Origin of the sequence: Erythrobacter mangrovi (assembly GCF_013260645.1) — a bacterium.
In the GTDB taxonomy this organism is placed as follows: domain Bacteria; phylum Pseudomonadota; class Alphaproteobacteria; order Sphingomonadales; family Sphingomonadaceae; genus Qipengyuania; species Qipengyuania mangrovi.
The window spans coordinates 2990525-3013358 of record NZ_CP053921.1 but is presented as its reverse complement, the minus strand read 5'-3'; the positions used below and the strand labels follow the sequence as shown (position 1 = coordinate 3013358).

At 59.3% G+C, this 22834-nt stretch carries 22 protein-coding genes and 1 tRNA gene; 11 read left to right on the top strand and 12 right to left on the bottom strand.

Annotated elements, in window-relative coordinates; all coding sequences use genetic code 11:
* The first annotated feature begins 344 nt into the window (after window positions 1-344).
* Window positions 345-662: an antibiotic biosynthesis monooxygenase family protein gene (locus HQR01_RS14945; RefSeq protein WP_173215926.1), complete on the top strand. Its 318-nt coding sequence runs from the start codon at window positions 345-347 to the stop codon at window positions 660-662.
* An 11-nt stretch (window positions 663-673) separates the two neighbouring features.
* Here HQR01_RS14945 and HQR01_RS14940 read toward each other — a convergent pair whose 3' ends face one another.
* Window positions 674-1213, bottom strand: a complete 540-nt coding sequence (locus tag HQR01_RS14940) for a GNAT family N-acetyltransferase (RefSeq protein ID WP_173215924.1) — start codon at window positions 1211-1213, stop codon at window positions 674-676.
* A gap of 200 nt (window positions 1214-1413) precedes the next feature.
* On the bottom strand, window positions 1414-1611 hold the full coding sequence (locus HQR01_RS14935; protein WP_173215922.1) for a heavy-metal-associated domain-containing protein: 198 nt from the start codon (window positions 1609-1611) through the stop codon (window positions 1414-1416).
* 284 nt (window positions 1612-1895) lie between these two features.
* On the opposite strand from HQR01_RS14935, the gene HQR01_RS14930 reads away from it, so the two are divergent.
* The 4 genes from HQR01_RS14930 (at window position 1896) to HQR01_RS14915 (ending at window position 6988) form a co-directional block, all read left to right on the top strand.
* Complete coding sequence (locus tag HQR01_RS14930; RefSeq protein WP_234030193.1) at window positions 1896-4481, top strand: heavy metal translocating P-type ATPase; 2586 nt, start codon at window positions 1896-1898, stop codon at window positions 4479-4481.
* A 31-nt stretch (window positions 4482-4512) separates the two neighbouring features.
* Window positions 4513-4989 (top strand): Cu(I)-responsive transcriptional regulator, encoded by a 477-nt coding sequence (cueR, locus tag HQR01_RS14925; RefSeq protein WP_173215920.1) that lies wholly within the window; start codon window positions 4513-4515, stop codon window positions 4987-4989.
* 65 nt (window positions 4990-5054) lie between these two features.
* Window positions 5055-5537 carry a winged helix-turn-helix transcriptional regulator gene (locus tag HQR01_RS14920; protein ID WP_199800341.1) on the top strand — a complete coding sequence of 161 codons (483 nt, stop codon included), beginning with the start codon at window positions 5055-5057 and terminating at the stop codon, window positions 5535-5537.
* The gene (locus HQR01_RS14915) at window positions 5534-6988 is read left to right on the top strand and encodes an amidohydrolase family protein (RefSeq protein WP_173215918.1); all 1455 of its coding nucleotides are present in this window, start codon (window positions 5534-5536) and stop codon (window positions 6986-6988) included. The genes HQR01_RS14920 and HQR01_RS14915 overlap by 4 nt, the downstream gene beginning before the upstream one ends.
* 221 nt (window positions 6989-7209) lie before the next feature.
* Here HQR01_RS14915 and HQR01_RS14910 read toward each other — a convergent pair whose 3' ends face one another.
* A complete protein-coding gene (locus tag HQR01_RS14910; RefSeq protein WP_267905508.1) occupies window positions 7210-7761 on the bottom strand; it encodes an outer membrane protein in 552 nt (183 codons plus the stop codon).
* A gap of 297 nt (window positions 7762-8058) precedes the next feature.
* Between HQR01_RS14910 and HQR01_RS14905 the strand changes: the two genes are divergently transcribed.
* The 3 genes from HQR01_RS14905 (at window position 8059) to HQR01_RS14890 (ending at window position 11401) form a co-directional block, all read left to right on the top strand.
* Complete coding sequence (locus tag HQR01_RS14905; protein WP_173215916.1) at window positions 8059-8541, top strand: hypothetical protein; 483 nt, start codon at window positions 8059-8061, stop codon at window positions 8539-8541.
* Window positions 8542-8682: 141 nt separating this feature from the next.
* Entirely contained in the window at window positions 8683-9657 is a 975-nt protein-coding gene (locus HQR01_RS15295; protein WP_325064551.1) for an IS1595 family transposase, read from the top strand.
* Window positions 9658-10036: 379 nt separating this feature from the next.
* Window positions 10037-11401 carry a DNA cytosine methyltransferase gene (locus HQR01_RS14890; RefSeq protein WP_199800340.1) on the top strand — a complete coding sequence of 455 codons (1365 nt, stop codon included), beginning with the start codon at window positions 10037-10039 and terminating at the stop codon, window positions 11399-11401.
* Here HQR01_RS14890 and HQR01_RS14885 read toward each other — a convergent pair.
* The 3 genes from HQR01_RS14885 to HQR01_RS14875 form a co-directional block, all read right to left on the bottom strand.
* Window positions 11282-12226, bottom strand: a complete 945-nt coding sequence (locus tag HQR01_RS14885) for a response regulator (RefSeq protein WP_173215912.1) — start codon at window positions 12224-12226, stop codon at window positions 11282-11284. The genes HQR01_RS14890 and HQR01_RS14885 overlap by 120 nt on opposite strands.
* On the bottom strand, window positions 12227-14551 hold the full coding sequence (locus tag HQR01_RS14880) for a sensor histidine kinase (RefSeq protein ID WP_173215910.1): 2325 nt from the start codon (window positions 14549-14551) through the stop codon (window positions 12227-12229).
* A gap of 138 nt (window positions 14552-14689) precedes the next feature.
* Window positions 14690-14779: transfer RNA gene (locus HQR01_RS14875), tRNA-Ser, on the bottom strand.
* Between the two features lie 161 nt (window positions 14780-14940).
* Between HQR01_RS14875 and hspQ the strand changes: the two genes are divergently transcribed.
* Window positions 14941-15321, top strand: coding sequence for a heat shock protein HspQ (gene hspQ, locus HQR01_RS14870; protein WP_173215908.1), 381 nt, complete (start codon window positions 14941-14943; stop codon window positions 15319-15321).
* A 25-nt stretch (window positions 15322-15346) separates the two neighbouring features.
* Here the strand turns inward: hspQ and HQR01_RS14865 are convergent, their stop codons facing one another.
* Window positions 15347-16246 carry an ABC transporter permease gene (locus HQR01_RS14865; RefSeq protein WP_173215907.1) on the bottom strand — a complete coding sequence of 300 codons (900 nt, stop codon included), beginning with the start codon at window positions 16244-16246 and terminating at the stop codon, window positions 15347-15349.
* Window positions 16247-16317: 71 nt separating this feature from the next.
* Here HQR01_RS14865 and HQR01_RS14860 point away from each other — a divergent pair, with 71 nt between their 5' ends.
* Both HQR01_RS14860 and HQR01_RS14855 read left to right on the top strand, forming a co-directional pair.
* The gene (locus tag HQR01_RS14860) at window positions 16318-16995 is read left to right on the top strand and encodes a GcrA family cell cycle regulator (protein WP_173215905.1); all 678 of its coding nucleotides are present in this window, start codon (window positions 16318-16320) and stop codon (window positions 16993-16995) included.
* Window positions 16996-17067: 72 nt separating this feature from the next.
* Window positions 17068-17595 carry a DUF1993 domain-containing protein gene (locus HQR01_RS14855; protein WP_173215903.1) on the top strand — a complete coding sequence of 176 codons (528 nt, stop codon included), beginning with the start codon at window positions 17068-17070 and terminating at the stop codon, window positions 17593-17595.
* Here HQR01_RS14855 and HQR01_RS14850 read toward each other — a convergent pair.
* From HQR01_RS14850 to HQR01_RS14830, 5 genes are all read right to left on the bottom strand, one after another.
* The gene (locus HQR01_RS14850; protein WP_173215901.1) at window positions 17592-18272 is read right to left on the bottom strand and encodes a spermidine synthase family protein; all 681 of its coding nucleotides are present in this window, start codon (window positions 18270-18272) and stop codon (window positions 17592-17594) included. The two genes, HQR01_RS14855 and HQR01_RS14850, sit on opposite strands and share 4 nt — an antisense overlap.
* A 68-nt stretch (window positions 18273-18340) precedes the next feature.
* The gene (pnp, locus tag HQR01_RS14845) at window positions 18341-20632 is read right to left on the bottom strand and encodes a polyribonucleotide nucleotidyltransferase (RefSeq protein ID WP_173215899.1); all 2292 of its coding nucleotides are present in this window, start codon (window positions 20630-20632) and stop codon (window positions 18341-18343) included.
* Between the two features lie 232 nt (window positions 20633-20864).
* The gene (gene rpsO / locus HQR01_RS14840) at window positions 20865-21134 is read right to left on the bottom strand and encodes a 30S ribosomal protein S15 (protein WP_173215897.1); all 270 of its coding nucleotides are present in this window, start codon (window positions 21132-21134) and stop codon (window positions 20865-20867) included.
* A gap of 5 nt (window positions 21135-21139) precedes the next feature.
* The gene (truB, locus tag HQR01_RS14835) at window positions 21140-22138 is read right to left on the bottom strand and encodes a tRNA pseudouridine(55) synthase TruB (RefSeq protein ID WP_234030192.1); all 999 of its coding nucleotides are present in this window, start codon (window positions 22136-22138) and stop codon (window positions 21140-21142) included.
* Complete coding sequence (locus tag HQR01_RS14830) at window positions 22135-22827, bottom strand: site-2 protease family protein (protein WP_173215893.1); 693 nt, start codon at window positions 22825-22827, stop codon at window positions 22135-22137. Before HQR01_RS14830 ends, truB begins: the two co-directional genes overlap by 4 nt.
* Window positions 22828-22834: the final 7 nt, after the last annotated feature.

The following is a 22834-nucleotide window of genomic DNA, read 5'->3' as shown; positions in this document are numbered from 1 at the left end:
CCGGTCATTCCGCAAACAACCCGATCTCGGCCAATCCGCTGTCGCCTGTTGTCACCGGCGAACAGTGGGCCGCACGGATTCCACCAGTGACGCACGGCTTTGTGACAGATATCCATCCAAAGCTCGGCCAGAAGGTCTTCCAAGTTCCATAAGTCAGCGGGAAGCGCACGCAGATCATCACCACCAGACGAACAGCTCGGGCGACTAGACAAGGTGCTTGAACGGGCTCTTCGGCTTGCGCGCCCTTGGCACCCAGCCACGCTGCCCGCTTACTCCTTGTCAGCGGGTGCATCTGCTATGACGGGGTCGTATTGATCGCTATGGTTCAGGCGGGAAGTTCACGAATGACCATTGCTCGAATCTGGAAGGCCACGGTGATCGAGGGACGAGCCCCCGAGTACGAGACATTCGCACGCGACATCTCGTTGCCGATGTTCCGCCAGCAGGACGGCTTCGAAGGCGTGGCGATGATGCGCAACGGGAATGAATGCACGGTTCTGACCTTCTGGCGCGACGAAGAGGCGATCCGGCGGTTGGATCAGTCGGAATCCTATCTCGCGACGGTCAATTCGATCCTGGCAGTTGGCTTCCTGGAAAGTACAGAAGACGCCGTGCTTTCCAGCCTGCACCTGGCCGAACTGGGCCCGATGTCGGACCGCTGACACGCTCCCTCCTATCGGGCCGGAGCCTCCTTGCGATAGACGATCTGTGGGCGCACCAAATGCCCTTCCTCGATCCAGGGATGGTCGAAGTCGAGCTCCGGCGCCCTTGTCATGCCGAGCTTGCCCATGAGGTGTTGCGAGCGCTCGTTTCCTGTCACGGTCATCGCGACGATACTCCCGAGTTCCAGCACCCCAAAGCCGAACTTCATCGCTGCTGATGCGGCCTCATACGCGAAACCGTGGCCCCATGCGCTCCTCGCAAGCCGCCAGCCAATCTCGACCTGGCCTTCGATCGGGCAGGCGAACGCGACGTGCCCCAGACCCACAAAGCCGATGAACGAATGGTCGTCGGTTCGTTCGACCGCCCACAGGCCAAAACCGTGTCGATCGAAATGCGCCTCAAACCTGTCCCTGATCATCACCTCGCATTCCTCGCGGGAGAGAAGCTTGGGAAAATGCCGCATCACTTCAGGGTCCTGCCCCATTTCGCTGAATGGAGCGAGGTCGCTGTCCTTCCACCGCCGCAGCAAGAGTCTTTCAGTCTCAATCATAGTCCTCGTCCCACTCCGCCCTCGCACGCAGGGGCAAGCCAGAGCCATATCCTATGGTTTTGAGGGCAGCTCCAGTACCTTCGTTTCATGGAGCTGCCCCCGGGATTTGCGCCGGAAGACCAAGCCGTCGATTCTGGGTCGCTCGACAGATTGACCCTGGAACTGCGGTTGGCCTGGGACGCCACCTTCCCGGCCCGTCGTCAGGCCGGAACGGCTTCATATCCGGCATTCTCGATAGCCGATTTGATCGCTTCGAGACTGGCCGAGGCATCTGTCTGGACGGTCTTGCCGGCAAGATCGACGGCGACCATCGCTTCAGGATCGAGCTCCTGCACCGCACTGGTTACTCGATGTACACAGGAAGCGCAGTTCATCCCGTTCACAGTGAAAGTAGTCATTTGGAGTTACCTTTCCGTAGTGGAGCTGGGCTTGTCCGGCTTGCCACCGTGGCAAGGTCAAGCGGAATTCCACGGGAGGTTCTCACTCCGAATACCTACTAATTATCAGTAATTTAAACTAGTTTGGAGGATTGCGCGTCCGGAATCTCGACCGCCACTTAGGCGGGTAGGCAAATAAACGATAGCGAGCCGAAACCATGCAAAGGCTGCAGATTTCGTTTGACCTTACAATCGTTGGAAGCCGCAGAAACCACTCCAAGATGTGATATTTTGGAGTGTTCTCAATGCGAAGCGATGGAACAGCGATTCGACTGCCCGAGGGTATCAACCCACAGTCGAGCAAGCTCAGCGTTCCCGTAGAAGGCATGACCTGTGCCTCTTGTGTAGTGCATGTCGAGAAGGCGATCGCGCAGGTCCCTGATGTCCTTGGAGTGACCGTAAACCTCGCTACCGGACGGGCGGATATCGCCCTGGCCGGACCGCTCGATCCCGCGCCAATCGTCAATGCGGTTCACGGCGCCGGATACTCGGTACCCGAGATCAATGCGGAACTCATCGTCGAGGGGATGACCTGCGCGTCCTGTGTCAGCCATGTCGAAAGGGCCATACGGACCGTTCCAGGCGTGACCGCGGCCAGTGTGAATCTGGCGACCGAGAGAGCCAGCATCACCTATCATGAAGGGTTAGCGTCGTTGGAGGACATCGAACGCGCCATTCGTAAGGCTGGTTATCAGCCCAAGCGGACAGAGCGCGAGCAGGCGGGCGAAGATCGCGAACGTGCCGCCCGCGAGAAGGAGATGAGCGATCTGCGCCTGGCCCTGGCTACAGCCGGATTGCTGGCATTCCCGGTCTTCGTTCTCGAGATGGGGTCGCATCTCGTGCCGTCAGTCCACCACCTGGTGATGACGACGATCGGACAGCAGACGAGTTGGGTCTTCCAATTCGTGCTGACCACGGCGGTTCTGTTCGGCCCCGGCATGCGGTTCTTCCGCAAGGGCATCCCTGCAATCCTGCGCGGAACGCCTGACATGAACTCGCTCGTCACTGTCGGTACGGGCGCGGCCTGGTCATATTCCGTCGTTGCCACATTCCTGCCCTCGGTTCTCCCGGCAGGAACCGTCAACGTCTACTTCGAGGCGGCCGCAGTCATCGTGGCGCTCATCCTGCTCGGCCGCTATCTAGAGGCGAAAGCCAAGGGTCGGACCTCCGAGGCAATCAAGCGCCTCGTCGGGCTGCAGGCAAGGACCGCGCGCGTATCGCGCAATGGCGAAGCCGTCGAATTGCCGATCTCCGAGGTGCTTCCCGGCGACAAGATCCTGGTGCGGCCCGGTGAGAAAATCCCGGTCGACGGCAAAGTGGTCGAAGGGCAGTCATATGTCGACGAGAGTATGATCACGGGCGAACCCCTGCCGGTAGCGAAAGTGGTGGGTTCGACTGTCGTCGGTGGTACCATCAACACGTCGGGTGCCTTTTCCTTTCGCGTCACCAAAGTCGGTGCGGAAACCATGCTCGCACAAATCATCCGCATGGTTGAGCAAGCGCAAGGCGCAAAGCTCCCAATCCAGGCGATGGTCGACAAGGTTACTTCCTGGTTCGTCCCGGCGGTCATGGCAGCAGCCTCGCTCACCTTTCTCGTGTGGCTCATCTTCGGCCCAGAGCCTGCGCTCACTTTTGCGCTGGTCAACGCAGTTGCGGTGCTGATCATCGCTTGCCCCTGTGCGATGGGGCTGGCCACTCCGACATCGATCATGGTTGGGACAGGGCGCGCGGCAGAGCTGGGCATCCTTTTCCGCAAGGGTGAAGCACTGCAGTCGCTTCGTTCGGTTGAAGTCGTCGCGCTCGACAAGACGGGAACCCTGACGATGGGTCGCCCCCATCTGACCGACTTCCGCACCGCGCCCGGCTTCGATTCCGACGAAACCCTGGCCCTCGTCGCTGCGGTCGAGACACAATCGGAGCATCCGATAGCGGAAGCCATCGTGGCAGCCGCGCGGGAGCGCGAACTGGCCAGCCACACGATCCGCGAATTCCAAGCGACACCAGGCTACGGCGTCTCGGCCAAGATTGATCAAAGGTCCGTGATGGTTGGTGCGGATCGATACATGGAAAGGCTGGGAATCGACCTGGCAGTCTTCGGTGCCGAGGCCCAACGGCTGGGAGCCGAAGGAAAATCGCCGCTCTACGCCGCTATCGATGGGCAACTTGCAGCGATCATTGCGGTGGCCGACCCGATCCGGGAAACCTCTCCTGCAGCCATAGAAGCATTGCATGAACTAGGCCTAATGGTCGCGATGATCACCGGCGACAACCGCGCAACCGCCGAGGCCGTGGCCCGTCAACTGGGTATCGACGAAGTCATCGCGGAAGTGCTGCCGGAAGGAAAGGTCGATGCCCTGAAGCGTCTGCGCGAAGGAGGCCGCATGGCTGCCTTTGTCGGTGACGGCATCAACGATGCCCCCGCGCTTGCAGAAGCCGATGTGGGGCTGGCGATCGGCACCGGTACGGACGTGGCGATCGAAACTGCGGATGTCGTCCTCATGTCTGGGGACCTGCGCGGCGTGGTGAACGCAATCGCGCTGTCGCAAGCGACGATCCGCAACATCAAGGAGAACCTGTTCTGGGCCTTCGCTTACAATGCCGCGCTGGTCCCTGTGGCAGCAGGCGTACTCTATCCGGCCGGAGGCATTCTGCTCACACCGGTTTTCGCCGCAGGCGCCATGGCTCTCTCGAGCGTGTTCGTCCTCTCCAACGCTCTGCGGCTCAAGCGTTTCAAGAGCGTGATTGGGATCGAAAGTACCCGGCAACGACCGGGCGGTCAGGTGGAAGGACATAGTTCGCTTGATTCCGGCTTGAGGCCACAGGCGGTTTGATCGGATAAGCGATGAAGACGGGAGAACCGCAATGAACATTGGGCAAGCGTCGCGCGCTTCGGGAGTGAGCGCGAAGATGATCCGTTATTATGAGCAGACCGGCTTGATTCCCAAGGCTGCGCGGCGGGACAGCGGCTATCGCGACTACGACCAGAGCGATGTCTATCGGCTGCATTTCATTCGCCGCGCGAGGGACCTGGGCTTCACGGTCGAACAGATCGGGGACCTCCTCGCGCTTTGGTCGGATCGAGAGCGATCGAGCGCCGATGTGAAGTCGCTGGCATTGGGTCACGTCGAGCGCCTGAAGGCGAAACAGGTCGAGCTGAGTCAGATGATCGACACGTTGGAAACGCTTGCCCGCGATTGCCACGGCGACGACCGGCCGGACTGCCCAATCATCGAAGGGCTTGCCGAGGGCGAGGGAGTCATTGGCTCGAAGGGCGCGCGGAACCTGCCGCGCTTTGGCGTGGCTAGGGGCCTGGACGCAGGCGAACGACGCCGCCCGTAGGTTAGGCTTGTACCCCGCTGACTTCATTAATTGACGTCAGCCGGGGCGAAAGCTAAATTCAAAAAATGAAGTTTGATTCGAACCCGCCACCGCGCCAGCGTGCCCCCATTGCTACGTCGGACTGCGGCATGGCAATTTCAGCGAAGCTGTTAGGAGACAAATGGACGCTGCTGGTCCTGCGTGAGGTCTTCTATGGCGTCTCCTGCTTTGGCGATATCCGGGCGGATCTCGGTGTCCCCCCGGCGACCCTGCAGAAGCGCCTCGCAATGCTGGTCGAAAGCGGCATTCTCGAGCGCGTTCCCTATAAGGTGGAAACCGAGCGCACACGCGAAGCCTACCAACTGACCGAAGCCGGCCGCGCCTTGTTGCCCGTCGTCCTCGCGATGAAGGAGTGGGGGGACAACGTCCTGCGTGACGACGAGCCGTTTACCAGGCTGGTGAACAGGCAGACTGGCGAGCGACTGAGAATTGGGCTCGTCGACGACAATGGACAGGCAGTCCCGCTGGACCAGGCGGAACTTCGCGCATTGAAGGACGACAAGAAATGAGAGTTCTCTACCGGCGCTCGCTCATCGGGCTGGGCGTCCTGGCGCTTCTGCTCGTGGGCCTATGGCTCTTTGTCTTCCGAATACCCACGGCCCCGGCCCCCTCTCATGAGGCCTTCGCACTCGACGAAGTGACCATCATCAATCCGATGCTGGATCGAACCCCACAGGCCAGGATCGAGGTTGCGGCCGGGCGGCTCGGACTGGGCACCAGCACGGCGAACATGCCCGTCCTGGCCGAATACCGGGGCAAATTTGTCCTCCCCGGCTTTGTCGACATGCATACCCACCTGCCGGGCGACAACCTGCTCAAGCTGACCCAGCACTATGGGCTTTTGCACTTGTCGCATGGGGTGACCACCATTCGCAGCGCGGGCGATATCGACGGCACCGCGGATCCTGCGGCAAGGCAACTGATCAGCGAAGGCAGCCCGTTTCCGAATATGGTCTCCTGCGGTCCCTTCGTGTCGAAGGGCAAGAAGGTCTGGCCAAATACGTTGCTGGTCGAAACGGCGGCCGATGCAGAACGGGCGGTCGCCGCAATCGCCGAAGGGGGCAACTCATGCGTCAAGGCGTATGAGGGACTGACCCCATCATTGATCCGCGCGCTCATCGCTGCTGCCGACGCCCGAGACATGCATGTGATCGGTCATGTTCCGGTGGAGATGACGCTGGAGAAGGCAGGCATCCCTGACGTCCAGCATTTTTTCGGCGTCCCCGACCCATCCACGCTCGGTGGCCACGAGGTAACCTATCGCAACGGTGATTGGGCTAAGGTGGACGCATCTAGGTTGGCGGCGGTCGAAGCTCACATCCTCGCCAAGCAAATACGCAATACTCCAACTATCGCAACGCTCGAAGGCTTCCAGGGCATTGCCAATCCCGCTGTCGCTTCAAAGGCGTCGAAGGCGCTGCTGCCATCCTTCTTTGCCGATGTGGTCTGGAACTCGCAAACGGGCTTGCCGGTCTATCGTGGCCTTGAAGCAGGGCGTTTCGCCCAGGCCGCCAATGCGCTTGTGCTCAAGCAGCGCTTGGTAAAGCGCCTGTCGGACAAAGGGGCAACCCTCCACATCGGAACCGATGCAGGCCAGCCCTTTACCGCCCCGGGCTGGTCGTTCTGGCGCGAGATGCGCCTGTTCGAACAGGCTGGTATCACGCCAGAGCAAGTGCTGGCCTACGCCACGAATGTTGCCGGCGCGTCGCTTGGCAACGAGGCGGGCCGTATTGCGCAGGGCTCACAGGCCGATCTGTTGATCTTCGCGCAGGATCCGACAAAGTCGCTCGACGCGCTGGACAGCCTCGAGGCGGTAGTCGTCAGAGGCAAGCTCTATACGCGCGCCGAGCTGGAGCAGGCATTGCGCCGGTCCCTGCGACACTACGAGGCGTGGCCATTGCGGGCTATTGCACGAAAGGCAGCTCAAAAGACTGTCGACGAAGCCGCCCGAAATTTCTGACATTCGTGAATGGTGAGCGGATTAGGCGGCAATGCGGACTCTCCGCCAACCTCTGGGCAGGGGCTGGCGTTCTAGCCAACTCGCGATTCAATCGTTCGAGCCGCAAGTGGTGCTGCCATGCCAACCCCACACCCGGCAACCAAGCACGTCGCACCTGATCCAAATAAAGGAACGCGAGCGGCAGCCCGCCGCTCGCGCCCTATTTTGGGGATTGCTCGATCTCAGAAGCGCAAGCCGATAGCCGCCACCACCTGGTGACGGGAAACGCCCTGCTCATAGTTGGTGTAACGATACTCTGTCTTCGCATAGATGCCGTCGTCGAGCTTCGTCTCCAGGCCGGCACCGACCCGGATACCATCGAGGTTCGTGGAGAGCTCGGTTCGGCTATTGCCGGTCGTACCGCCAACCGTCATCGTTTCTTCAAAGCGGGCATTGGAATAGCCAGCCTTGGCGTAAACGAGGAAGTTCTCGCCCAGCCCGGTGCCGATGCGCCCTGCAAACTCGATGTCGCGTTTTGCGGATGACTCGAAGGCTGTCGTTCCCGACACCCAGCTCGTGTCATTGTTGAACAGGTCGACCCCGGCTTCCAAGCCTGCAATCAGGCTGTCGGTCAAAGCGATGTCGTAACCCGCTGCAATACCGTAAGAAATGCCGTCGACCGATGACTGCTTGTCGCCCGGGCTTGCACGGTCCCATCCGGCGCGTGCCTCTATGCGGGGGCCGGTGAAGTCCTCGGCATGCGCCGAACCGGTCCAAAAAAATCGCCAGCGCAGCAGCGCCGACCAGAGAATGCTTGTTCATGAATCACTCCAAGGTGTTGCCATGCTGCGGACGCACCGCAGCATCCTCGAGGGGTGTTCCCAACCGAGTGATTCAAGCCTATCCGACCTGACACAGTGACAAGGTCAAGCCGCTTTTATGGCCGATGTAAGCGTCTGAACTCCCAAAGCATCGGACATCAATGACCCGCGAAGGGTCTCTGCAAGCAGAGACAAGTACTGGGGGTGCGTGCGGTATTATGGCGCAATTGCACCAAGACTTAAGCGTCTGTTCGCAGTAAATTTCTCGCCATGGGAAAGTCTAATCTGAAGCATGGCCTTGAGAGGAAGATCGCTTTTGCCAAGGGCGAAGTCAAAGCCGCCGAGAAAGAAATTTCCGAGATACGAGAAGGCTTGCGTCGCCTTATCCCGCTCCGCGAGAGTTTGCGGAACCACTCGGCCATTATCAAAGCTGCCGAAACAATCTTGCGATTTGATCACCCCGGGTGGTCGGGTGACCACATTAAGCCAATGCGCGCAGGAGCATGGTCAAGCCCGTTTCGCTCGGGGGAACAGGGCCAGTTGGCATTAACAAAGCTGCGCGAAGCGGGTGACTGGTTGCGCCCACGTGAAGTCGCCAAGCTCATGCTGGAACACATTGATCATGACCCCGACGATCAAGTGACTCTCGAAAAGGTCACAAATTCAATCGGCACCTACTTCAAAAAATACGAAGGCGACTTGGTCGAATCGCGGGGTGACTTTGCGAAAGAGTGGCGAGTGATTGGCTCATAAGCGATATTTTGTGTTGAAAATGATCTGAGAAAAAAAGAAAGTTTTGCCAGATTACCTAAGAGTGATCTGAGAAAAAAGATTCGTGTTGATCCACGATGAAAATCTGCACTCTTCTTCCGCTGCGATTTCGCAAAGGAGGAAATTTCGCAGCATTTTTTACTCTCGCCAAAGGCAAGAACGCTTAGTTTTAAGCGCATTCATTGCCTTTCAGACGAAGAGGCCTACGCCGAATTCGTCGCGCTGCGCTTTGCGGAGAACAGCGGCGAGCCGTTTTGCCCCAATTGCGGAGGCACCCACCTTTACAAGATTAGCACTCGTCGTCGTTGGAAGTGTGCCGACACGGCTTGCGCCAACACATTCTCAGCCACTTCAGGCACGATATTTCAGGACCGGAAACTTCCATATCGAGACATCCTCCTCGTAATCGCGCATTTCGTAAACGAGCCCAAGGGAATTAGCGCGATCCGCATCAGTCATCTGATCGAAGTCTCGTACAAAACTGCGTTCGTCATCGCTCACAAGCTTCGCGAGGTGCTCACGGCCTATCAATCGAGCTTTCGCTTGGGGGGAGAGGTTGAGATCGACGCTCTCCACTGCGGTGGATACGTCAAGCCGGGAAAAGATAACCCTTCGAAGCGAAATCGGCGGAGACTTAATCGAAATAAGGAGAAGCAAAGGGTCGTTATGGTTCTGCGGGAGAGGCATGGCCGCTCGCGTTGCGTGCTCGTGAACCACGAGAGCAGAATGCCAGACATGCTCCCTGACATCCTTGAAGAGGATGCGATGGTCATCTCAGATAGTTTTTCCGGTTCGGCGAAAATTGCGGCTCGCTATCAAGCCTTCAGGGTCAACCATTCGAAGCAGTATGCCGATGGTTGGATCAGTACCAACCACGCTGAGTCGTTCTTTTCACGTTTAAGGCGCTTCGAACTTGGCACTCATCACAAGATCGCTGGTCCTTATACACTCTACTACGCAAATGATGCCTGCTGGAGAGAGGACCACCGTCGCAATTCCAACGGCGAAAAGTATGCGCAAGTCCTGACGTTGGCAGGCAGGTATCCTGTATCTCGACTTTGGAAGGGTTACTGGCAACGCAGGAAGGATGCGGCCTGATGAAGCTTTTTCAACTGCATGCTCAAGGCAATCGTGAACCACTCACGGTGGAGCTTGACTGCTCAAGTATCGACGAACTTGCCGATCTTGCTAGCCGATCTCGTTTTGTCGTCGGGCATGTAGTGGATGCTGATGAATGCGGTTGTCAGCCGAAGGTGATGATAGCAGCCTCACGAGTTTCGTGTGCCTTAGAGGTGCCGTAGGCCCGTCTCATACGAAATCGCTCCAGTCCGCGCAGCCCCTTTCGAACGTTTGAAGAACCAGAGTTCGGGGGGATCGGAGCGATGTGAGGTTAGCCTCAAGAGTGAGAGGTTCACTCCTTTCGGTCGATTTGCCGGCTCGGGGAGTCAGTCATTTTCGATGCGTGGTCCTGAACCCGTTGCTTGACAAACCCATTTCCCTGGACATTGCACTATCCGCATGGAATGGGATTGCTATGGCGGCGACACTAATTGACTTGTTTGCAGGATGTGGGGGACTTTCCCTTGGCCTAAGCAACGCCGGTTTTTCGCCTCAGTTCGCGGTCGAGGCCCATGACGACGCCTTTCAAACATACAGCTCCAACCTTATTGAAGGCACCGAACTCGATGAAGTTTGGCCAAGCTGGCTCGAAAAGCGCGCATGGCATGCGGAAAAGCTTCTCGACCAACATCCTGACCAGTTGGCGGATCTCAGGGGCAAGATTGACCTAATCGCCGGAGGACCACCGTGCCAAGGATTCAGCATGAATGGCCTGCGTCGGCCTGACGATCCCCGCAGTCGAATGGTCGAAGTCTATCTCGACTATGTGAAGACAATTCGCCCGCGCCTTGTCCTGCTTGAGAACGTGGTCGGCTTCCGCTCAATGAAGCATCGCACTGGCGCCACATATTCCGAATATGTCGAAAGCGAGCTTGAAGCTCTTGGCTACGATACATGGAGTGAAATTATTCGGGCTGCAGATTGGGGTGTCCCTCAACGCAGGCCGCGCTTCGTGCTCATTGCCGCTCTTAAGAGATCAATACCGGGAGTTGATCCACTTCAAAGACTGCGAGTTGCCCGCAAAGCGTTTCTGCGTGAACGCGGACTTTCGTCGGACGGCACCACCACGCAAGATGCACTTTCTGACCTAGATGAAACTGGTTACACACCTAGTCTCGATAGTGATTGGGGACACCTGGGCTTCAAGGCTCTGCAACGAGCAACAAAGCCGAAATCGCCCTTCCAGTTGCTTATGCGAGCAGGTAGCTCAAACCGGCCGACTGATATGCGGCTACCCCGACATTCGGCGACAACAACCGACCGTATGCGACAGATACTCAAGAGCTGTGAACGAGGCGTTTGTTTGCGTCCCGATGACAGGGCGCGCCTCGGCATCAGAAAGCGCTCAACCACGCCGCTGGACCCGCTCGGACCTGCTCCCACAATTAGCACCCTGCCAGATGACTTCATTCATTATGCGCAGCCGCGCGCCATGACGGTGCGGGAACACGCGAGATTGCAGTCATTTCCCGACTGGTTTTCATTCAAAGGACCATACACGACTGGCGGGAGTCGCCGTCGCGATGCTTGCCCAAAATACACGCAAGTGGGGAACGCCGTGCCGCCACTTTTGGCAGAGGCCCTTGGCGAAACTCTAATGGGCCTACTGAGTATCCAGCAACGTGACGAGTTCGGTCATCCGGCGGACAGCCTTAATGTGCGAAGCAAACGCCTGACGGATTTCAGGGAAGTCGCCAATGGCGATCGTATCACTCCCGCTTAATTCCCATCCAGCATCTCCCTCCACCTCGACTACGTGACCGAGGACATTGCGCTTGCCGAGCACGTGCGTGCCGTAGTCTTTTGTCGCAGTTCGCAATTCGCGAAGCTCATCTACCGCTTCTAAATCCAAACCAAAGCTCTGCGGGCTCCCCGCGACTACCTGAGTGAGTCGGCGGAAATGTTTGAACAACTTCATGCTGTCTACTGCGCGTGTCTTCATGCGCTCATCCAGATCACTGGCGGCTTGATAGGCGTCCTTGACTCCGTCCAGATCCTTACTGACGTCGTTGTCTAAGTCGGCCATTTTCGCTGCGCATTTTTCGTCTCGCGCGGTCATGGACAGGACCGCACGCTTCATGTGATCATCGCATTCGGCGACTACTTTCATCGCAAGTCCACGCATTCCCGACAACCGATCAAGTGAGCGGGCGGTTTGATCGATCAGGGAACCAGCGCGCTCAATGAATCGCCCCCCCTGTCTCGCGCTGCAAAAGACCCCCTCAACTGCATTGGCAGCGATAAGCTGGCGAAGCGTCGATTCGTCCTCGCTTCCCGAATAGAATAGTATTGACGTCGCAGGGAATAGCTGGCGGACTTTTGGAGCAAGGTCGTCGCCATTCTCATTCTGCAATCGGTAGTCGAGAAGGATGATGTCGTAGACATGGTAGAGCTGATGCTTTCGAGCCCGCTCTTCAATTCCCTCGCCATTGGGCATGGTGTCGATACGTGCGATAAAACCGGCCTCTTCTACTCTACGCCTGAGAGAGGCCTCTTCATCCGCACTGAAGGAATCCTCGATCCAGAGGATGCCGATATCCAAATTCATCTATTGCCCTCCGGGAATCACAATCTCAAAATCAGCACGAGAGCCATCACCGATCATTTCTATTGAGCCACCCATGCCCTCAAGAATCTGTCGCACACTATAGAGGCCCAGCCCAGTTCCGTTCGGAGACCCGCTATACCCGCGCTCAAACAACATCGAAGGATCAACTTTCCGTCCATTAATGCCAAGGCCGTCGTCAGTGACTTTGATGCCGAGTGAATTTTTGCCTTTCATCGAAGCGGAGAAATCGATCTTCGACGCTTTGGCTTTACGGGCATTGTCCAGCAAATTGTCAATCAAAACAGCCATATCGACAGGAGAAAACTCTCGCTCCAACTCTGCGTCAGATGCCTCAAATGTGGCGATTGGCATATCTGGTATGCCATCCAAGCGAACATCGAAATACTCGGTGAGGAAACGAACCAAATCTCCGGTGACCTTATCTGTCTCCAAGTCCACGCGAATGTTTGGCGCAAACGATAGGACTGTTCTCAATCGATCTCCGGAAAGGCTTGCTCCTGCGATCGATGCAGAAATCCGGCGAGCGGATTGGCGTATAGTCGCCAGCAAATCCTCGACATCGTCCAATTCATCGATGCCTTCGGGCAAAGTCGCAGAAGAAATTACACCGCGAGCCTCGTGCGCTGCGTTCGCAATTGCAGATCGAATGTGCCCCAAATGAATTGCTGCCTGATGCATAAGGAGCTGAACACGTTCAACGTCCACGTCTTTGCTGCTACCGAGGAATGCGGCCTGCTTTTCAAGTGCTGCAATACGCGCGTCTGATTGAGCACGCTTTTCAATTTCATGCCGTGCGGTTTCGCGCGCTTCATCGCGTGCCGCCTTTAACTCTTCAATGCGTTTGCGAGCATCCTCAATTTGACCCAGCAAAGAATTGTCGCCCCGACTTTCCGCAACAGCAGACATCGCCTGTAGAGCGTTGTCTGTGATTTGGTCGGGATCGTCAGAAACGCGAACCAGCTCCTGATCATAATATAGTATGTCGATCTTTTTTGACTTTGCTAAGGCGCCAACGATCCCGAGCACACGTTCACGTGCCCGGTCAGTTTCCAATCCTTCCGGTGTATCCCGATCTTGATCCGGCTTATCCTGCCAATTCACGCCAACCACGTAGCGTTCCAGACGGAATATCATGTGCTTACGGATTGCCTCGAACAACGCCCGACTACGCGCATCCTCGACAAGCCCAGCGTCTCGGCTTGAGACCTCACGGAACATTTTTGGCGCAGCCGCCACGTCTACGCGGCCAATTACGTCGCGGGTGCCTAAATACCGAGATTGGCCCTGTTGCTTTCGGCGGCTTAGACCCAATGTGTCGTCGGTTTCATCTCCAATAGGTGAAATCCGAAAGCCGTTCAAAAACAGAAACACACTGCCGAACTCGACCGGTCGTACACCCATCCGAGAGGTGAAAGTGTGTTTCGCGGAGCGGTTCAGGAAAAATATCTGCCCGGTTACTTCGCAATCAGCGAGTTCAGGGTAACTCGAAGGCTCCTGAATCTCATAGATTTTCCGGCCTCGGTCGAACAGGGTTGTGTGTATCACTTCATTTGCAATCGCCACTTCAACTCGACTGGTCTTATCACGGAGCAAGTCCGCAATTTCATTCCCAACCGGTCCATCAACCCCATCAATAAGATCATTGGAGCCATCCAACAGCCAGGTTGAAACCGTGACATCTTTGCTTGTGCCAAATGGGTCGATGAGCTTCGCAAGATCACGCCTTAGACGAACAATCGCGTCCTGATCCCATGTCTGCCGGGTCTTTTTTATGACCAGCATTGTTCCGCGTCCGGTTATCGGATCATCAACGAAAGTCTCAGGGAACTCGTCTACCACCCCTAGAGAAACACGTATTCGCTGAAACTCGTCAGTGCTATCCTTCTCGAATTTGGTCCAGTCCACATCGAGCTTTGATATGTCGCCACTCTTTGTAGCTCGACTATACAGCTCAAGCTTCTCTCCAAGTGTGTCGCACGCAAAACGACCGATCCCCTTGCTTCCAGCAAACTGTCCGGCAGGCTTGATCTTGTCGCGGTAGTTGTCGGGCGATGCGAGCGCCTTCTCAGAATAGGCTACAAAAAGCCATTTATCGCGGATGTCATCCGCCGACATCCCACGCCCATTGTCGATTAGGGCAATTGAGTCCTCATCCGGGTCAAATTCGATATCGACCGTCGTTGCCCCAGCATCAATGGAATTTTTGACAAGCTCAAAGATTGCAACGAACTCGTTAGTGACCAGATCGCGGCCAATTATGTCTTTGAGGTGAGAACTGATTCTGAATGTTTCAGGCTTCGTCATGGCGGACATCTAACCCATCTTACGCCATCCACAAAACGCTGTTGCATTTGAAGCAAAGGGCTGTTTTCGAACCGCTTGTAGTAGGTGAGTTTCGAGCCGGATCGATGTTGGTGCAATTGCGCCATAATACCGGGTGCGTGGCGGAGAGGGAGGGATTCGAACCCTCGATACGGTTGCCCGTATACCGCATTTCGAGTGCGGCGCATTCGACCACTCTGCCACCTCTCCGCATTTCGGGTGCGCTTGCGGGCGCGTGGCCCAGGTCGAAGCGAGGCGCGCCGATTAGCCGAGCCCCCTTCCCTTGCCAAGCCCCTTTGCATGCGAAATCGGGGGATGGCCCTACCGTGCAGCTTGTTTCCTTGCCGCAGCGCACCATATTGTCGTGAAAGATGGAACGCGCTCAGTTTTTCTCCGCCCAGGCGGGTCGCACGATAGATGCCCCCCGTCGCCTGCAAACCCGCTTCGCAATAGGTGACGTGGTCAGGCACCGGGTTTTTGACTTCCGCGGCGTGATCTTCGATATCGACCCGGTCTTCGCCAATTCCGAAGAATGGTACGCGGCGATCCCGGAGGATATCCGGCCGGACCGCGACCAGCCGTTCTATCACCTGCTCGCCGAGAGCGACGACAGCAGCTACGTCGCCTATGTCAGCCAGCAGAACCTGATCAACGATTCACGCGGCGGACCGGTCGAGCACCCTGACGTGCACGTCTATTTCCAGCAGTTCGAGAATGGGCGCTACCGCATGCGCCGCAGCCTGACGCATTGAAACGACGCGCCGCCAGCGGCGCGTGTCAGTTCTTGATCTTCCAGCCCGATTTCAGCAGCCGGTAGGCGATCAGCGCCAGGAGGCCGTTGAACGCCAGCAGGCCCAGCGCCGCAGCTGCCACATGCGCGGCATCGCCGATGTCGCTCTGGCCGAGGAAGCCATAGCGAAAACCCGAGATGACATAGAAGAACGGGTTGGCGCGGCTGATCGCCTGGAACACGCCATGCAAGTTCTCGATCACGTAAAATGTGCCCGAAAGCATCGACAGTGGGGCAACCACGAAGTTGGTCACGGCGGCATTGTGGTCGAATTTCTCCGCCCAGATCGAGGCCATGAGGCCCAGCAGCGCCAGCATGGCGGCTCCCATCAGGCCGAACCATATCACCGCCCAGGCATGCGCCATCGCCAGGTTTACGCCGGGATAGAGCAACATCGCCAGGGCGACCGTGCATCCGACGGCTACCGCGCGCGTCACCGCTGCGGCGACAATGCCGGTCATCAGCTCGCCTTCGGACAGCGGCGGCATGAGCAGGTCGATAATCGTGCCCTGGATCTTGCCCGAGAGCAGCGAGAACGACGAGTTCGCGAAGGAATTCTGCATCATCGCCATCGCGATCAGGCCCGGTGCGACAAAGGTCGGGAAGTTCACGCCAAGGACTTCGCGCCCGCCGCGACCCAATGCGACCGAGAAGATCACCAGAAAGAGCAGCGTGGTGACCGCCGGGGCCCATATTGTCTGCGTCTGGACCTTGAGAAACCGCCGGACCTCCTTAATATAGAGGCTCCATAATCCCACGCGGTTGATCCCGGTGATTACCGGCTTGCCGCGTTCGGGAAAACGACCCTTACTTCCGGCATCTCCCTCGACTAGCGGGGCATCGGGCTGCCCTGACGCGGAAGGCATGGGTTGGACTTGATCGGCCATGGCTGCGCGCCTAGGGCCAAGCACCCCATCTTGGCAAGCGCCGGGCGGGCAGAAGGATACAGGATTCGCGAATGAGCTGGACCGACGAACGGATCGCAACACTCAAGAAGATGTGGGAGAGCGGCTCTACCGCCAGCCAGATCGCCGATGAACTCGGTGGGGTCAGCCGCAATGCGGTGATCGGCAAGGCGCACCGCCTCGGCCTGAAGTCACGCCCATCGCCGGTGAAGGCAAATGACAAGAAGCCGGCCAAGCCCAAGCCGGTGGCGGCAAAGCCGATCGCCAAGCCGGTCGCGGCCAAGCCGGCTGCAAAGCCTATAGCGAGCGCCCCGGCGAAACCTGCCGATGCACCCGCACCGAAGGCCGACTCCGCGATCCCGTCGCAGCCCTTGCCCAATCGCTCGTCGGATCTGCCCAAGATCGTCTCGGTCGGTCCGGGCGGCTTCCTGCGCCAGGGCCCCGGTGACCAGCAGGCCCCGATCCCGCCCGCTCCGCCGCGCCGCCTTGTGCCGGCGAAGCCCGACCCCTCGATTGCCGACAAGACCAGCCTGCTCGACCTCAACGACAAGGTTTGCCGCTGGCCGATGGGCCACCCGGGCGAGCCTGACTTCCACTTCTGCGGCGAACAGGTGAACCCCGGTTTCCCTTATTGCGTCGAACACTGCGGCCGGGCCTACCAGGCGCAGCTGCCGCGCGGTGCCCGACGTCCCCCTCCGCCGCTGCCATTCGGCGGCCCGCGGGTTCGCTGACGAAATCCCCCCAAAGGCCCGGTAGTCGCAGGACTGCCGGGCCCTTTTATTGCGACTACAGGAGAGAGAAACATGGCGCTTACCCTTCACGAAGCCTTCGTCCCCAGCTGCCAGCAAGTGCTTGGCGGCATGCAAGCACTGGTCAACAAGGCCGAGGCGTTTGTGCAGGAGCACGGCCTGACCGACGCCGACCTGATCGAAGCCCAGCTGTGCGACACCATGTGGCCGCTACCCCAGCACGTACGCAGCGTGTGGGTGCATTCGGCCTATGTGATCTCGCAGCTACCGACCGGCGAATTCTCGCCTGACTTCACCGAACTGCCGCAGAGCTGGGATGCGATGCGCGCGCAGTTGAAGGCAGCGCAGGATTCGCTGGCGGCGGTGACCGTGGACGAACTCGAGGCGATCGCCGACAACACGATCGGCTTCGTGCTTGGCGGCAAGCGACTGATGGAGTTCACCGGGCAGAACTTCCTGCTCAGCTTCAGCCAGCCCAACTTCTATTTCCACGCGACGACCTTCTACGACATCCTGCGGATGAAGGGCCTCGAGATCGGCAAGCGCGACTTCATGGGCATGCCGCGGATCAAGACCGCCTAACGCTTGCGGGCGAACCAGATGGTGTGGCGCGGTCCCTTGTTGTTGGGCCGCGCCCGCACTTCACGCACCTCGACCTCGAAGCCGCATTCCTTGAGGCGGACGGTGAACTTGTGATCCGGCGCCGCCGACCAGACGGACAGGATGCCACCGGGCCTTAGCGCATCGCGCGCCTTGCCCAGGCCGGTCTTGCTGTAGATGCGATAATTGGCATCCCGCACGATCCCGTCAGGGCCGTTATCGACATCGAGCAGGATCGCATCATACTTGTCGGTGGTGCCGTCATTGGCGTCGTCGATCAGCGCAGCGACATCGCAGAGCACGATCTCACCCCGTGGGTCGGCAAGGCTTTCTCCCGTAAGCTCCGCAAGCGGGCCGCGCGCCCAATCGAGGATTTCCGGAACGATCTCCGCCACGGTGACGCTGCCGCCTTCAGGCAGATGGGCCAAGGCGGCACGGTAGGTGAAACCCATGCCGTAACCGCCGATCAGCACGCGCGGCCGCTTTGCCTCGAGCTCGGCCAGAGTCAGAACGGCCAGCTGTTCCTCGGAGAACTGCATGCGCGTGCCCATCAGCTCATCGCGCCCCAGCATGATGATGAAGTCACGCCCGTGGCTGACGAGCGTAAGCGTCTCCCCATCGGGGATCTGGGCGGTGGCAACGGTCTCACGCGGCAGCATTTCAGCTCTCCAAAAGCAAAGGGGCCGCAGGCGAACCCGCGGCCCCTTCCCTAAACCCTAAGGCAGGATCAGTCCTTCAGGAAGTCCGGTACGTGGTTGTCGCCACCGCCGTCGCGGTCCCGACGCGGTCCACGGTCACCACGACCACCCCGGTCGCCACCACGGCCACCGCGATCGCCACGCGGGCCACGACGATCACCACCACGGTCGCCGCGCGGTTCACGCGGTTCGCGCGGAGGACGGGTGTCCTCCAGCTCTTCACCGGTTTCCTGGTCGACCACACGCATCGACAGGCGAACCTTGCCGCGGTTGTCGATCTCGAGGACCTTGACCTTCACCTCCATGCCTTCCGACACGACATCAGTCGGCTTCTCGACGCGCTCGTTCTTCATTTCGCTGACGTGGACGAGACCGTCCTTGCCGCCCATGAAGTTCACGAAGGCACCGAAATCGACGATGTTGACGACCTTGCCGTTGTAGACCTTGCCGACCTCGGGTTCCTCGACAATGCCGAGGATCCACTTCTTGGCGGCTTCGATCTGGTCGAGGTCGCTCGACGAAATCTTGATCACGCCTTCGTCGTCGATGTCGACCTTGGCGCCGGTTTCCGCGACGATCTCGCGGATCACCTTGCCACCCGTGCCGATGACGTCGCGGATCTTCGACTTGTCGATCTGGATCGTCTCGATGCGCGGAGCGTGCTTGCTGACTTCGGTACGTGCCGAACCCAGGGCCTTCTGCATCTCGCCAAGGATGTGCGTACGGCCGGCCTTCGCCTGCTCGAGCGCCTTGCCCATAATCTCCTGCGTAATGCCGGCGACCTTGATGTCCATCTGCATGGTGGTGATACCGGCCTCGGTACCCGCGACCTTGAAGTCCATGTCGCCGAGGTGGTCTTCATCGCCCAGGATGTCCGACAGGACCGCAAAGTCCTTGCCTTCGAGGATCAGGCCCATCGCAATGCCCGATACCGGGCGTTCGATCGGAACGCCGGCATCCATCATCGACAGACAGCCGCCGCAGACGGTCGCCATCGAGCTCGAGCCGTTGGACTCGGTGATGTCGGACAGAACGCGGATCGTATAGGGGAAGTCCTCGTGGCTCGGCAGCACATTGTGCAGCGCGCGCCAGGCGAGCTTGCCGTGACCGGTGTCGCGACGCGACGGAGCGCCGAAGCGGCCCACTTCACCGACCGAATAGGGCGGGAAGTTGTAGTGCAGCATGAAGCGTTCGTAGCTCAGCCCTTCGAGACCGTCGATCATCTGCTCGGCATCCTTGGTGCCGAGCGTGGTCGAGCACAGCGCCTGCGTTTCACCGCGAGTGAACAGCGAAGAACCGTGCGCGCGCGGCAAAACACCGACAATTGCTTCGATCGGGCGAACCTGATCGAGCTTGCGGCCGTCGATGCGGGTACCGTCCTTGAGGATCGCGCCGCGCACGATGTCGGCCTCGATCTTCTTGGTCAGCTTGATCGCGGTCATGCGCTGCTGGCCGTCGAACTCGTCCGAAGCATAGTGCGCCTTGACCTTGTCACGGGCGGCGTTGAGCGCTTCCGAGCGGGCCGACTTGTCGGTCAGCTTGTAGGCGGCAGCGATGTCATCGCCGATCATCGCCTTGATCGCTGACTTCATGTCTTCGTTGCCGTCCTGCGAGGCGACGTCCCAAGGATCCTTGGCAGCCTGTTCGGCGAGGTCGATGATCGCCTTGACGACCGGGCGAATGCTGTCGTGGGCGAAAGCGACGGCGCCGAGCATTTCGGCTTCAGTCAGTTCCTTGGCTTCCGATTCCACCATCATCACGGCGTCGTGCGTGGCGGCAACGACGAGGTCCAGACGGCCATCGTCGGCAAGAGCGGTCGCCTGCTTCGGGTTGAGGATGTACTCGCCATCCTTGAAGCCGACGCGGCATGCGCCGATCGGGCCCATGAAGGGCACGCCCGAAATGGTCAGGGCTGCAGACGCGGCGATCATCGCCAGTACGTCGGGTTCGCACTCCCCATCATAGCTGAAGACCTGCGCGATAACGTTGATTTCGTTATAGAAGCCTTCGGGGAACAGCGGACGGACCGGACGGTCGATCAGGCGGCTGGTCAGCGTTTCCTTTTCGGTCGCGCCGCGCTCACGCTTGAAGAAGCCGCCCGGGATACGGCCAGCCGAGGAGAATTTTTCCTGGTAGTGGACGGTCAGCGGGAAGAAGTCCTGACCTTCCTTGACGCTCTTGGCGGCGGTCACCGCGCACAGAACGACGGTTTCGCCATAGGTGGCGAGGACCGCGCCGTCAGCCTGACGGGCAATGCGGCCGGTTTCCAGAGTGAGGGTTTTTCCGCCCCACTCCAGCGATACGGTTTTCGTGTCGAACATGGATTTTCCTTCATGAACCCGCAGCGCCATATTGCGGTGCGGGGCCTACAGTTCCGGGTAAGCCGTCCCGGTCCGGTGCGGGGTCACTATGCCCCTGAATTGGCTCCAGCGCCGAATTGCGCGAGGGCCGTCTTGATGGGTCGGATCGCGAACCGGAAAACCGGATTCCACTTTTCCGGCGATCCTCCCAGATAAGCGAAGGGGCGACCTGAGCCGCCCCTTCGAGAAACTCTTACTTGCGAAGGCCCAGCTTCGCGATCAGCGCGTTGTACCGCTCTACATCCTTCTTCTTCAGATAGGCGAGCAGGTTACGGCGCTTGTTGACCATCATCAGCAGGCCACGGCGCGAGTGGTTGTCCTTGTGGTTTTCCTTGAAGTGACCCGTCAGGTTGCGGATGCGCTCCGTCAGGATGGCAACCTGGACTTCCGGCGAACCGGTGTCGCCCTTGGCCTGGGCGTTGTCCTTGATGATTTCAGCTTTCTTCTCGGCGGTAACCGACATGCATTTTACTCCGCGACATCTGGAATATTGAAGCCCCGAACGACCTTTGCCGTTCCCCCACTGAGTTCCACCAGCGCCACCGGATTCTGGTCCAGCCTCGCGAGATAGAGCCCGTCGGTTTGGGGCAGCCCCGACAATACCCGGCCCTGGCGGACCGCCTGCGCGCTGTCGGGATCGAGTTGCAAGGCCGGGATGTCGTCCAGCCCCGCCTCGAGCGGCAGAAGGAGGTTTTCGATGGGCGCGCCCTTAGCGATTTCCTCCAGCTTGTCCAGCGAAATCGCCTGCTGTTCGAGGAACGGCCCCGCCTTGATGCGGCGCAGATAGGTGACGTGGCCGACCGTCCCGAGTGCATGCGCGATGTCGCGTGCAAGGGAGCGGATATAGGTGCCCTTCGATACATGCGCGACAAGGGTGATGCTGTCGGCCAGCTCGAGGGGTGCTTGCGGATCGAACGGATCGGGACGGCCAGCGGTAGTGGCGAAGGCGGACCGGAGGACCTCGTCTTCGCGTTCCCCCGCCAAGGACAGCGAGTGGATCGTCACCGCCCGCATAGCCATCTCCACCTCTTCTCCAGCGCGGGCACGATCATAGGCCCGCTTGCCGTCAACCTTGATCGCCGAAAAGGCGGGTGGAACCTGCTCGATCGGTCCGACGAAGTGCTCAAGGACCGCCGCAATGGCGGCCATCGGAGGTCGATGATCACTGTGCGCAACAACCTCGCCCTCGCTGTCCAAGGTGTCGGTCTCCTCACCGAACTGGATCGTGAATTCATAGATCTTGCTCGCGTCGAGCATGCGTCCGGCAAGCTTGGTAGCTTCCCCCAGTGCGATCGGCAGCACGCCTTCGGCCAGCGGGTCAAGCGTGCCGCCGTGGCCTACCTTGGCCTTGGCATAGCCCCCCTGCCTCAACACGCGTTTGACAGCCGACACCGCCTGGGTCGAACCCAGGCCGCGCGGCTTGTCGAGGATCAGCCAGCCATGTGGTGCAGGCTTGGGGTGGGTCACCCCGCGATCCCGTTCGCGATCCACTGCGCGAGATCGATATAGCGTTCCTGCAGCCACAGCACCGGGGGCAGCACCGTGTGCTCGACCACCCCGGCATTGGGAAAGGCCCATGTCGCGGCAATCAGCAGGATCAGCAGCAGCATCCCCATCTGCTGAAGCTTCTGCCACTGCCCCGCCATGCTGCGCGGCAGAAGACCGCCGACAATATGCGATCCATCGAAAGGCGGAATCGGCAGTAGATTGAACAGCGCGAGGAAAATGTTGATGAGGACAAAAGTCGACAGCATGGTGAAGGCCAAGCTGCCGAACACGCTACCCGGCTCGAAGCCTATGCCCGCAACTGTGCCCAACAGGACCGCGCCGACCAGCGCCAGTAACAGGTTCATCCCGGGTCCGGCTGCGGCCACTGCCATCATACCATAGCGCGGATTGTCGAGCCGCCTTGCGTTGACCGGCACAGGCTTGGCCCAACCGAAGATCGGTCCACCGACCAGCGCCAGCGCTCCCGGCACGAGCAGGGTGCCGACCGGGTCGACATGGCGCAAAGGGTTAAAGCTCAACCGGCGCTGCTCACGCGCGGTCGGATCGCCCAGCGCCAGCGCGGCAAGGCCGTGTGCAACCTCATGGAAGACGATGGCAACGATGAGGCACGGCACGAGAATGGCCGCGTAGAGGAGGGTTTCTGTCATGTCGGGC

Bases quoted from the DNA above. Each gene is read 5' to 3' on its own strand.
- HQR01_RS14920 (WP_199800341.1), top strand. From the start codon at position 5,055: ATGAAGTTTGATTCGAACCCGCCACCGCGCCAGCGTGCCCCCATTGCT.
- HQR01_RS14915 (WP_173215918.1), top strand. From the start codon at position 5,534: ATGAGAGTTCTCTACCGGCGCTCGCTCATCGGGCTGGGCGTCCTGGCG.
- HQR01_RS14935 (WP_173215922.1), bottom strand. From the start codon at position 1,611: ATGACTACTTTCACTGTGAACGGGATGAACTGCGCTTCCTGTGTACAT.
- HQR01_RS14860 (WP_173215905.1), top strand. From the start codon at position 16,318: ATGAGCTGGACCGACGAACGGATCGCAACACTCAAGAAGATGTGGGAG.
- pnp (WP_173215899.1), bottom strand. From the start codon at position 20,632: ATGTTCGACACGAAAACCGTATCGCTGGAGTGGGGCGGAAAAACCCTC.
- HQR01_RS14930 (WP_234030193.1), top strand. From the start codon at position 1,896: ATGCGAAGCGATGGAACAGCGATTCGACTGCCCGAGGGTATCAACCCA.
- HQR01_RS14945 (WP_173215926.1), top strand. From the start codon at position 345: ATGACCATTGCTCGAATCTGGAAGGCCACGGTGATCGAGGGACGAGCC.
- HQR01_RS14855 (WP_173215903.1), top strand. From the start codon at position 17,068: ATGGCGCTTACCCTTCACGAAGCCTTCGTCCCCAGCTGCCAGCAAGTG.
- HQR01_RS14850 (WP_173215901.1), bottom strand. From the start codon at position 18,272: ATGCTGCCGCGTGAGACCGTTGCCACCGCCCAGATCCCCGATGGGGAG.
- HQR01_RS14905 (WP_173215916.1), top strand. From the start codon at position 8,059: ATGGGAAAGTCTAATCTGAAGCATGGCCTTGAGAGGAAGATCGCTTTT.
- cueR (WP_173215920.1), top strand. From the start codon at position 4,513: ATGAACATTGGGCAAGCGTCGCGCGCTTCGGGAGTGAGCGCGAAGATG.
- HQR01_RS14885 (WP_173215912.1), bottom strand. From the start codon at position 12,226: ATGAATTTGGATATCGGCATCCTCTGGATCGAGGATTCCTTCAGTGCG.
- HQR01_RS14865 (WP_173215907.1), bottom strand. From the start codon at position 16,246: ATGGCCGATCAAGTCCAACCCATGCCTTCCGCGTCAGGGCAGCCCGAT.
- HQR01_RS14940 (WP_173215924.1), bottom strand. From the start codon at position 1,213: ATGATTGAGACTGAAAGACTCTTGCTGCGGCGGTGGAAGGACAGCGAC.
- hspQ (WP_173215908.1), top strand. From the start codon at position 14,941: ATGGAACGCGCTCAGTTTTTCTCCGCCCAGGCGGGTCGCACGATAGAT.
- HQR01_RS14880 (WP_173215910.1), bottom strand. From the start codon at position 14,551: ATGACGAAGCCTGAAACATTCAGAATCAGTTCTCACCTCAAAGACATA.
- HQR01_RS14830 (WP_173215893.1), bottom strand. From the start codon at position 22,827: ATGACAGAAACCCTCCTCTACGCGGCCATTCTCGTGCCGTGCCTCATC.
- rpsO (WP_173215897.1), bottom strand. From the start codon at position 21,134: ATGTCGGTTACCGCCGAGAAGAAAGCTGAAATCATCAAGGACAACGCC.